Here is a 9,161-nt window from a genome sequence, read left to right as displayed (position 1 = left end):
CGGATCGACTCGCCGCGCTTCATCAGGTCGAAGCCTTCGTTGATGCGGTCCAGCGGCAGCGTGTGCGTGATCAGGTCGTCGATATTGAGCTTGCCATCCATATACCAGTCGACGATCTTCGGCACGTCGGTGCGGCCGCGCGCGCCGCCGAAGGCCGAGCCCTTCCATTCGCGTCCGGTCACGAGCTGGAACGGGCGCGTGGAGATCTCCGCGCCGGCCTCGGCCACGCCGATGATGATCGATTTGCCCCAGCCCTTGTGGCAGCACTCCAGCGCCTGGCGCATGACCTGCGTGTTGCCGATGCATTCGAAGGAATAATCGGCGCCGCCGTCCGTCAGCTGGATGATGTGGTCGACGACGTTGCCCACGTCCTTCGGGTTGACGAAATGCGTCATGCCGAACTTGCGCGCCATGGCTTCGCGCGCGGGGTTCAGGTCGACGCCGATGATCTTGTCGGCACCCACCATCTTCGCGCCCTGGATCACGTTCAGGCCGATGCCGCCGAGGCCGAACACCACCACATTGGCACCCGCCTCGACCTTGGCCGTGAAGATGACCGCGCCCACGCCGGTCGTCACGCCGCAGCCGATGTAGCAGACCTTGTCGAACGGCGCGTCAGGGCGGATTTTCGCGAGCGCGATCTCCGGCACCACGATGTGGTTCGCGAACGTCGACGTGCCCATGTAGTGGAAGATCGGCTTGCCGTCGATCGAGAAGCGCGAGGTGCCGTCCGGCATCAGGCCCTTGCCTTGCGTCGAGCGGATGGCCTGGCACAGGTTGGTCTTGCGCGACAGGCAGAACTTGCACTGGCGGCACTCCGGCGTGTACAGCGGGATCACGTGGTCGCCCGGCCTGAGCGAAGTCACGCCCGGGCCGACGTCGGTGACGATGCCGGCGCCCTCATGGCCGAGAATCGCCGGGAAGATGCCTTCCGGGTCCGCGCCCGACAGCGTGTAGTAATCGGTGTGGCAGATGCCGGTGGCCTTGATTTCCACCAGGACTTCACCGGCGCGGGGGCCGTCCAGGTCCACGTCTTCGATGGTCAGCGGGGCGCCGGCTTTCCAGGCGATAGCGGCTTTGGTCTTCATGGAATCCTCCGGGGGAAAGAGAAAGTGGTCGGCCCGCCTGGGCCGGAGGCATGACTATACGGCCTTACGGGGAGACACAGGCATCACTTCTTCGATGTGCCTGGCCGCTGATCGGCCGGATCGTGCGAGATGCCCTACGAAAGTAGGGTGAGCAATCGCCGGATCGTTCCGTTGCTTGCTTGCTGGAGACATTGGCGCACGCGGTTGCATCCCTCCCAATGACCCACCCGTCGCCCCACATCGCAAATAGTAATGAAGACTCTGACCCTTAACCAACGGCTCTGGATCCCCTTTGGCCTGATCTGGATCGCCATGCTCGGCATCTGCACGTACGAGGCGTTCGCCACGCGCGCGGAGATGTTCGCCGGCCGCCAACGCGAGATCCAGAGCGTCGCCGAGGCCTCGGTCAGCCTGATCGCGTCCGTCGAGAAAGAGGCTGCCAGCCAGGGCATGTCCCTTGAAGACGCGCAGAAGCTGGCCAAAGAGCGCCTGCGCCCGCTGCGCTTCGGAACCGACGGCTATGTCTCGGTCACGGACTTCTCGGGCCGCTCGCTGATGCACCCGTTCAAGCCCGAGAACGAAGGCAAGAACCTGACCGGGATGAAGGATCCCAACGGCGTGGCCATCTACGTGGAAATCGCGAAGATCGCCAGCGGCCAGGGCTCGGGCTTCCTGAACTACATGTGGCCGAAGCCGGGCGCGAGCGCGCCGCTGCCCAAGGTGAGCTATATCAAGGCCTTCAAGACGTGGGAGTGGGCCGTCACCACCGGCGCCTATGTCGATGACATCGAGGCCGCATTCCGGCAGGCACTATTCCACTCCTTACTGATGCTCGTGATAGTGGGCGGCGCGGCGACCCTGCTGGCCGCGTGGCTGCTGCGCGGCGTGCGCCGCGACCTGGGCGGCGAGCCCGCCTATGCCGCATCGGTTGCCAACAGCATCGCGGACGGCGACTTCACGCGCCGGATCGACCTGCGCCAGGACGACGACTCCAGCCTGCTCTATGCCATGCAGCGCATGCAAGCCAGGCTGGCCGGCACCGTGAGCGGCATCCGCGCCTCGGTCGATTCGGTCGCCACGGCGACCGCGCAGATCGCCGCGGGCAATTCGGACTTGTCCTCGCGGACCGAGCAGCAGGCGGCCTCGCTGCAGGAGACGGCCGCCAGCATGGAAGAGCTGACGACGACCGTGCAGCACAACGCCGACAGCGCGCGCCAGGCGAGCGGACTGGCCGACAATGCGTCGGAGATCGCCAATCGCGGCGGCGAGGTGATGGACCAGGTCATCACCACCATGACGCAGATCGCGGACAGCTCGGGCCAGATTGCCGACATCATCGGCGTGATCGAGGGCATCGCGTTCCAGACCAATATCCTGGCGCTCAATGCCGCGGTGGAAGCGGCGCGCGCGGGCGAGCAGGGGCGCGGCTTTGCCGTGGTGGCGGGCGAGGTGCGCAGCCTGGCGCAGCGTTCGGCCGGCGCGGCCAAGGAAATCCGCACGCTGATCAGCACGTCGGTCGATCGCGTGCGCAGCGGTTCGGACCTGGTGACGCGCGCGGGCGCGACCATGACGGAGATCACGCAGTCGATCCGCCGCGTGACGGACATCATGGGCGAGATCGCGGCGGCGTCCGTGGAGCAACGCACGGGCATCGAGCAGGTCAACCAGTCGGTCGCGCAGATGGACCAGGTGACCCAGCAGAATGCCGCGCTGGTCGAGGAAGCCACGGCCGCGGCCCATTCGCTCGAAGAACAGGCAGCGGCGCTGCGCGAGTCCGTCGCGGCCTTCCGGATTGCGCAGCATGACGGCGGCAACGCCGCAGCGCTGCGCAGGCCTGTCCCGGCGCCGCGCCAGCCAGTCCGGCAGATGGCGCAGCCACCGCGCGCTGCGGACAGCGCCGATCGCGGCGACAACTGGGAAACGTTCTGAACGCCGCGCGCTAACGCGGCTGCGCGGCAGATGGCGACGCGGCGTTGCGCGTCGAGCCGGCCGAGGCGGGGCCCGCTTGCAGCAGCTGCAGTTCATGCCGGCGCCCCAGCCACCACCCGAGGAAGGCCCACGCCAGGGCCAGCGCGGCCCCGGTCAGCGCGACCGCGGCGGCGTGGCCCGAGATGGCGTCGACCGCCGTCTTGACCCATGCGCTGACCGCGTCGCCGGCGCGGTACACCGCGGTATCGATGACGTTCTTGGCCTTGTACTTGGTTTCCGGATCCACCACCGTGAACAGCATCTCGCGGCCGGGGCGCAGCAGCGCGTATTCGCCCACGCGGCGCAGGATCATCACGCTCGCCAGCACGCTGAAGGTCGGGAACATCGCCAGCAGCAGGAACCCGGCAAACACGGCGAGCGGCACCATCGTCAGCAGCGCTGAAACCCCGTAGCGCCGCGCCACGCGACCCGAAAAGAACAGCTGGACGATGATCGTCAGTGCCTGCACGGCGGCGTCGAGCGCGCTGAATACCTGTGTCTGCCGCGCGCGCTCCGGAAACGCCTCCGCCACCAGGCGCGCCTGCTCGAAGTACAGGAAGGTGCTGGCCGTGGCCAGCAGGATCACGAACAGGCTGATGCCCAGCAGGTAGCGCGACCGCACCACCAGCGACAGGCCGGCCCACAGTCCACCGCCGACAGGGTGTGCCGGATCCGCGGCCACGGCGTCGCCAGGTTTCGCCACGCCAGCGCCGGCGCGGCGCCGCCAGCCGAACAGCCAGCCCACGCCGGGCAGCGTGGCGGCCAGCAGCGCCGCGGACAGCAGCATCAGCCCGGTGAGCCCGATATGCACCACCAGCCAGCCGCCCATCACCGGGCCGGCCAGGCCGCCCGCGCTGGCGCCGGCGGCCAGCAGCGCGAACAGGCGCCGGGCCTGCTCGGGCCGGAACACATCGGCCATCAGGCTCCATGCCACGGACACCACGAACAGATTGAAGACCGACAGCCAGACATAGAACACGCGTGCCAGCCAGACGCTGTCCGGCACCGCGCGCGTGGCCACGGCAAAGCCGACCAGGTTGGCAATGAAGAAGCCATAGACCCACGGCACGAAACGCCGGCGCGGCAACCACGCGCAGCATGCGCCATAGAGGGGAATGGCGGCCAGCATGACGACGAAGGTGGCCGTGAACAGCCATTGCAGGTTCTTGACGCCGCCGGCTATGCCCATGGTCTCGCGCACCGGGCGCAGCATGAAATAGCTGGCAAACAGGCAGAAGAAGAACAGGAAGCCGGCGACGACGGCGCCCGTTTCGCCGGGGTGGAGGCCAAGGCCATGGCGCAGCCGGGCAAGCGTCCCGGTGGCGGCCTGGCGCGGATGGTGGTCCATGGGCTAGGCGAGCAACGCCGCGATGCGCTCGCGCTGGCCGGCATCCGGCATCCGTCCGAGCGCGGCGCCCAGGTTGTCCGCCATGTTCCGGGGCTTGGAGGTGGCGGGAATGGCCGCGGTCACGGCCGGATGGCTGACCACGAACTTCAGGAAGAGCTGGCCCCAGGAATGGCAGTCGATTTCCCCGGCCCACGGTGGCAGCGGCCTGTCCTTGACCGCGCGGAACATGCGGCCGTCCTGGAACGGCCGGTTGATCAGCACCGCCACGCCGCGCGACTGGCACAGCGGCAGCAGCGTACGCTGCGCGCCGCGCTCGGCGAGCGAATAGTTGACCTGCACGAAGTCGACGCGTTCGCTGCGCACGATCTGCGCGAGCGTCTCGTGGGCGTCCTCGCGATAGTGCGTGATGCCGAGGTAGCGGATCTTTCCCTGTTCCTTGAGTTGCCGCAGCCAGCGCAGGTTCTCGCGCCAGTCGATCAGGTTGTGGACCTGCAGCAGGTCGACTTTGTCGGTATGCAGGTCGGCCAGCGAACGCGCCCACTGCGCCTGGGCCGGTGCGCCGGCGGGGGCCGACACCTTGGTCGCCAGGAAGACCTTGCCGCGCGCGCCGGCGCTGCGCAACAGGTCGCCCGTCACGGCTTCCGCGCTGCCGTAGCTCGGCGCGGTGTCGATGATCGAGCCCTGGTTCTGCAGCAGCAGGCCAATGACCTCGGCAAGCGGCGCGCGCTCATCGGCACCGGTGCCGACGTTGAAGGTATCGGCCGTGCCCATGCCGATCACGGGGAGCGCCTCGGTGCTGCCGGGGATGGTCCGCCGCATCGGCGCCGCTACCGTGGATGCCGCGGCAGTGCCCGCGCTGCCCGCAAAACCGGGCACGGCGGCCAGCCCGGCAGCTATCGCGAGAAATGAGCGGCGGTCGATCGACATGGACGGATTTCCAGCAAAAACGCACTCACTGACCATAATCCTCCGGGTTTGCCTTGTAAAGCACTAGGCCAGGGTACGCACCCCACTCCGGGTGGGGCCGGATTGCAAAAACTACCTGCTGCCGGAACAATCCGGCCGATAAAGCGAGTCGGCCGCAATGGCCTGCCGTGGCCAGGCGCGGTCGGGTCTGGCCCCTCACCCAGAATCAATCGGGAGACAGGCAACATGCGTACCCGGGGCGCAATCATCGGCGCGGGCCCGGCCGGTTTGCTGCTCGGTCATCTGCTGCAGCATGCCGAACTCGCTTATGTGTGCGCATCGCAGGCGCCGTCGCGCATGCTTGCGGAAAACTGTGTCGCCCTGCCATTCGCGCCGCTGCCCGCGTGAATTGGGCAGTCCTTTTCTTCAACGCTGGCTTCCCTGAGCGAGGGTATCGACCACGATGACAAGTCTCCTGGGCGTGCTGTTTGACGGCCTGGCCTACGGCAGCCTGCTGTTCCTGATCAGCGTCGGCCTGTCGGTGACCATGGGGCTGATGAACTTCGTCAACCTCGCGCATGGCGCCTTTGCCATGCTGGGCGGCTATGTGGCCGTGGTGCTGATGAACCGTGCGGGCGTGCCGTTCCTGCTGGCGTTGCCGGCCGCCTTCGCGGGCGCGGCGGCGGTGGGCTGGGTGCTGGAACGCACGCTGTATCGCCGCCTCTACCAGGCCAGCCATCTCGATCAGGTGCTGTTTTCCATCGGCCTGACCTTTATGGCGATGGCCGGCGCTACTTACCTGTTCGGCCCGGGCCAGCAACCCGTGGAACTGCCCGAGATGCTGCGCGGCCAGGTGCGCGTGGGAGTACTGGAACTGGGCGCATACCGCCTGTTCCTGATTGCCGTGGTGTTGGCGATTACCGCGGCGCTGGGCTGGCTGGTAGCGCGCACGCGTTTCGGCGCGCAGGTGCGGGCAGCCGTGGATAACCAGCAGGCTGCGCGCGGCCTCGGCATCAACGTAGGGCGCGTGTTCAGCCTGGCCTTCGCATTGGGCTCCGGATTGGCGGGACTGGGCGGCGGGCTTGGCGTGGACGTGCTGGGTCTGGATCCGGCGTTCCCGCTCAAGTACATGGTGTATTTCCTGCTCGTGGTCGCCGTGGGCGGTGCCGGGTCGATCCGCGGTTCGCTGCTCGCGGCGCTGGTGCTCGGCGTTGCCGACGTGGCCGGCAAGTACTACGTGCCGGCCGTCGGCGCCTTCGTCATCTACGCGATGATGGTGGTGCTGCTGGTCCTGTTCCCGGCCGGATTGTATGGAAGGCGCGCATGAAGACACTGATGCGATCGCCGCGGTCGGCCGCCGTCCCGCGCGAGGCCGGCACCCCGGCGCCCACCGGGCGCAAATTGCCGGACGGGCGCTGGCATCCGGCCGAGTACGTGTTCTGGCTGCTGCCCGTGGCGGCGTTCTTTGCGTTGCCGGACTACCTGATCCTCGGCAGCCAGATCCTGATCACAGGGCTCTTCGCCTTGTCGCTGGACCTGATCCTGGGCTATGCGGGCATCGTTTCGCTGGGGCACGCGGCATTTTTCGGCCTCGGTGCCTATACGGCCGGGCTGCTGGCCGCACATGGCTGGGGCGAGCCGCTCAGCGGTCTGCTGGCGGCCGCTGCCGTGGCGGGCGTGGGCGGCTGGCTCAGCAGCTTCCTGGTGGTGCGCGGCGGTGACCTGACGCGGCTGATGGTGACGCTGGGCATCGGCCTGATGCTGTTCGAGGCAGCCAACAAGGCCGCCTTCGTCACGGGCGGCGTGGATGGCTTGTCCGGCGTGGCCATGGATCGCCTGCTCGGCGTATTCGAGTTCGACCTCTTCGGCAAGACCGCCTACCTGTACAGCCTGGCGGTGATGTTCGTGCTGTTCCTGCTGCTGCGGCGCCTGACGCAATCGCCGTTCGGCCTGTCGCTGCGCGGCGTGCGCGAAGGCGTGCGGCGCATGCCGGCGCTCGGTGCGGACGTGCCGCGCCGGCTGCGCGTGGTGTTCACGCTGTCGGCCGCGATTGCCGGCGTGGCCGGCGCGCTGCTGGCCCAGACCACGCAGTTTGTCGGCATGGACGTGCTGGGCTTTCCGCGCTCGGCCGAGCTGCTGGTCATGCTGGTGCTGGGCGGCGCCGGGCGGTTGTACGGCGCGCTGGCGGGCGCCGCGCTGTTCATGATTGCCCAGGACGTACTCGCGGGCATCAATCCGGTGTACTGGCAGTTCTGGGTCGGCCTGATGCTGGTGGTGATGGTGCTGTTCGCGAAGGGGGGCGTCATGGGGGCGGTCGATGCGGCGCGTGCGTGGCTGGCCGCGCGCGCGGGGCAGCAGCCAGAAGGCGGTGCGCAATGACGGGGCTCTTGCGGACCGAAGGCCTGTCGCGCCAGTGGGGCGCGTTCGTGGCGAACAGCGACATCTCGCTCAGCTTCGCGCCCGGCGCGCGCCATGCGCTGATCGGCCCGAACGGCGCGGGCAAGACCACCTTCATCAACCTGCTGACCGGAGCGCTGGCGCCTACGTCCGGGCGCATCTGGCTTGGCGGGCAGGACATCACCCGTTTGCCTCGGCATGCGCGCGTGCGCCTGGGCATGGCGCGGACTTTCCAGGTCAACACGCTGTTCCCGGGGTTGACCGTGCTCGAATCGGTGGTGCTGGCCGTGGCCGAACGCACCGGCGCGGCGCGCGTGTGGTCGCGCACGGTGGCGTCGCAGCGCGCGCTGGTGGACGAAGCCATGGCGGTGCTGGCCAGCCTGAGGCTCGAGAACGAGGCCGACATGGAGACGCGCCGCCTGCCGTATGGCAAGCAGCGGCTGCTGGAGATCGCGCTGGCACTAGCCACGCGGCCATCGATCCTGCTGCTCGATGAACCCGCGGCGGGCATTCCGTCAGCGGAAAGCGCCGAGCTGTTCGCCGTCATTGCTGCGCTGCCGCGCGAGATCACGATCGTGTTCATCGAGCACGACATGGACCTGGTGTTCCGCTTTGCCGAACGCATCACGGTGCTGGTGGGCGGCAAGGTGCTCACCGAAGGCACGCCGGCCGAAATCGCCGCCGATCCGCGCGTGAAAGAGGTCTATCTTGGGGAGTCGGCACATGGCTGAGTTGCTGCGGGTGGAAGCGCTGAGCGCGGGCTACGGCGACGCCGTGGTCATCGACGGCATCGACCTGGCCCTGGATGCCGGCGACAGCCTGGCGCTGCTGGGCCGCAATGGCGTGGGCAAGACCACGCTGCTCGCCACGCTGATGGGTTTCACGCGCGTGCGCCGCGGCACGCTGCGCTGGCAGGGGCGCGACCTGGCACGGCTGGCGCCGCACCAGCGTGCCCAGGCCGGCATTGGCTGGGTGCCGCAGGAGCGATGGGTGTTCCCGTCGCTGACGGTGGAAGAGAACCTCAGTGCCGTGTCGCGGCCGGGGCACTGGACGCTTGCGCGCGTCTACGCGCTGTTTCCGCGCCTGCAGGAGCGCCGGCGCAACCTGGGCAACCAGTTGTCGGGCGGCGAACAGCAGATGCTGGCGATTGCGCGTGCGTTGATGCTCAATCCCGCCTTGCTGCTGCTCGATGAACCGATGGAGGGCCTGGCCCCGATCATCGTGCAGGAGCTGCAGCGCGTGATCGGCAAGCTGATCGGGCAGGGCGGGATGGCGGTGATCGTGGTCGAGCAGCACGCGCGGCTGGCGCTGTCCATGACACGGCGCGCCATGGTGCTGGACCGGGGCAGGGTGGCGCACGCGTCGGACAGCGCCGGCCTGCTGGCGGACAAGGACCGCCTGGACCGGTTGATGGGCGTCGGCTAGCAGGTAGCCGCTTCCGGCGGGCTGCCCAG

The 9,161-nt window shown here is 68.3% G+C and carries 9 protein-coding genes; 6 read left to right on the top strand and 3 right to left on the bottom strand.

The annotated features are described in order from the left end of the window. Positions 1–1,088 (bottom strand): S-(hydroxymethyl)glutathione dehydrogenase/class III alcohol dehydrogenase (locus AC3FKH_RS29745; RefSeq protein ID WP_488679281.1); only part of this gene is annotated, 1,088 nt, incomplete at its 3' end. A 252-nt stretch (positions 1,089–1,340) separates the two neighbouring features. Here AC3FKH_RS29745 and AC3FKH_RS29740 point away from each other — a divergent pair. Next, complete coding sequence (locus AC3FKH_RS29740; RefSeq protein WP_488679280.1) at positions 1,341–3,017, top strand: methyl-accepting chemotaxis protein; 1,677 nt, start codon at positions 1,341–1,343, stop codon at positions 3,015–3,017. Between the two features lie 10 nt (positions 3,018–3,027). On the opposite strand, the gene AC3FKH_RS29735 is transcribed toward AC3FKH_RS29740, so the two are convergent. Both AC3FKH_RS29735 and AC3FKH_RS29730 read right to left on the bottom strand, forming a co-directional pair. Then, positions 3,028–4,404, bottom strand: coding sequence for an NTP/NDP exchange transporter (locus AC3FKH_RS29735; protein WP_488679278.1), 1,377 nt, complete (start codon positions 4,402–4,404; stop codon positions 3,028–3,030). Positions 4,405–4,407: 3 nt separating this feature from the next. Continuing rightward, positions 4,408–5,331, bottom strand: coding sequence for an aldo/keto reductase (locus AC3FKH_RS29730; RefSeq protein ID WP_488679277.1), 924 nt, complete (start codon positions 5,329–5,331; stop codon positions 4,408–4,410). A 225-nt stretch (positions 5,332–5,556) separates the two neighbouring features. On the opposite strand from AC3FKH_RS29730, the gene AC3FKH_RS29725 reads away from it, so the two are divergent. Genes AC3FKH_RS29725 through AC3FKH_RS29705 form a run of 5 tightly spaced genes read left to right on the top strand, consistent with a single transcriptional unit; the run spans position 5,557 to position 9,132 of the window. Continuing rightward, a complete protein-coding gene (locus AC3FKH_RS29725) occupies positions 5,557–5,718 on the top strand; it encodes a hypothetical protein (protein ID WP_488679276.1) in 162 nt (53 codons plus the stop codon). A 55-nt stretch (positions 5,719–5,773) separates the two neighbouring features. Continuing rightward, a complete protein-coding gene (locus tag AC3FKH_RS29720) occupies positions 5,774–6,637 on the top strand; it encodes a branched-chain amino acid ABC transporter permease (protein ID WP_488679275.1) in 864 nt (287 codons plus the stop codon). After that, positions 6,634–7,689 carry a branched-chain amino acid ABC transporter permease gene (locus AC3FKH_RS29715; RefSeq protein ID WP_488679274.1) on the top strand — a complete coding sequence of 352 codons (1,056 nt, stop codon included), beginning with the start codon at positions 6,634–6,636 and terminating at the stop codon, positions 7,687–7,689. The genes AC3FKH_RS29720 and AC3FKH_RS29715 overlap by 4 nt, the downstream gene beginning before the upstream one ends. Next, positions 7,686–8,438 (top strand): ABC transporter ATP-binding protein, encoded by a 753-nt coding sequence (locus AC3FKH_RS29710; protein ID WP_488679273.1) that lies wholly within the window; start codon positions 7,686–7,688, stop codon positions 8,436–8,438. Before AC3FKH_RS29715 ends, AC3FKH_RS29710 begins: the two co-directional genes overlap by 4 nt. Then, positions 8,431–9,132, top strand: coding sequence for an ABC transporter ATP-binding protein (locus AC3FKH_RS29705; protein ID WP_488679271.1), 702 nt, complete (start codon positions 8,431–8,433; stop codon positions 9,130–9,132). Before AC3FKH_RS29710 ends, AC3FKH_RS29705 begins: the two co-directional genes overlap by 8 nt. Positions 9,133–9,161 lie beyond the last annotated feature (29 nt).

The organism is Cupriavidus sp. 21MJTG02-4, assembly GCF_057798975.1.
This window is presented reverse-complemented; position numbering and strand designations above follow the sequence as displayed.

What these genes read in the sequence shown, in the direction of transcription:
- AC3FKH_RS29740 (WP_488679280.1), top strand. Translation starts at nt 1,341, where the DNA reads ATGAAGACTCTGACCCTTAACCAACGGCTCTGGATCCCCTTTGGCCTG.
- AC3FKH_RS29735 (WP_488679278.1), bottom strand. Translation starts at nt 4,404, where the DNA reads ATGGACCACCATCCGCGCCAGGCCGCCACCGGGACGCTTGCCCGGCTG.
- AC3FKH_RS29730 (WP_488679277.1), bottom strand. Translation starts at nt 5,331, where the DNA reads ATGTCGATCGACCGCCGCTCATTTCTCGCGATAGCTGCCGGGCTGGCC.
- AC3FKH_RS29725 (WP_488679276.1), top strand. Translation starts at nt 5,557, where the DNA reads ATGCGTACCCGGGGCGCAATCATCGGCGCGGGCCCGGCCGGTTTGCTG.
- AC3FKH_RS29720 (WP_488679275.1), top strand. Translation starts at nt 5,774, where the DNA reads ATGACAAGTCTCCTGGGCGTGCTGTTTGACGGCCTGGCCTACGGCAGC.
- AC3FKH_RS29715 (WP_488679274.1), top strand. Translation starts at nt 6,634, where the DNA reads ATGAAGACACTGATGCGATCGCCGCGGTCGGCCGCCGTCCCGCGCGAG.
- AC3FKH_RS29710 (WP_488679273.1), top strand. Translation starts at nt 7,686, where the DNA reads ATGACGGGGCTCTTGCGGACCGAAGGCCTGTCGCGCCAGTGGGGCGCG.
- AC3FKH_RS29705 (WP_488679271.1), top strand. Translation starts at nt 8,431, where the DNA reads ATGGCTGAGTTGCTGCGGGTGGAAGCGCTGAGCGCGGGCTACGGCGAC.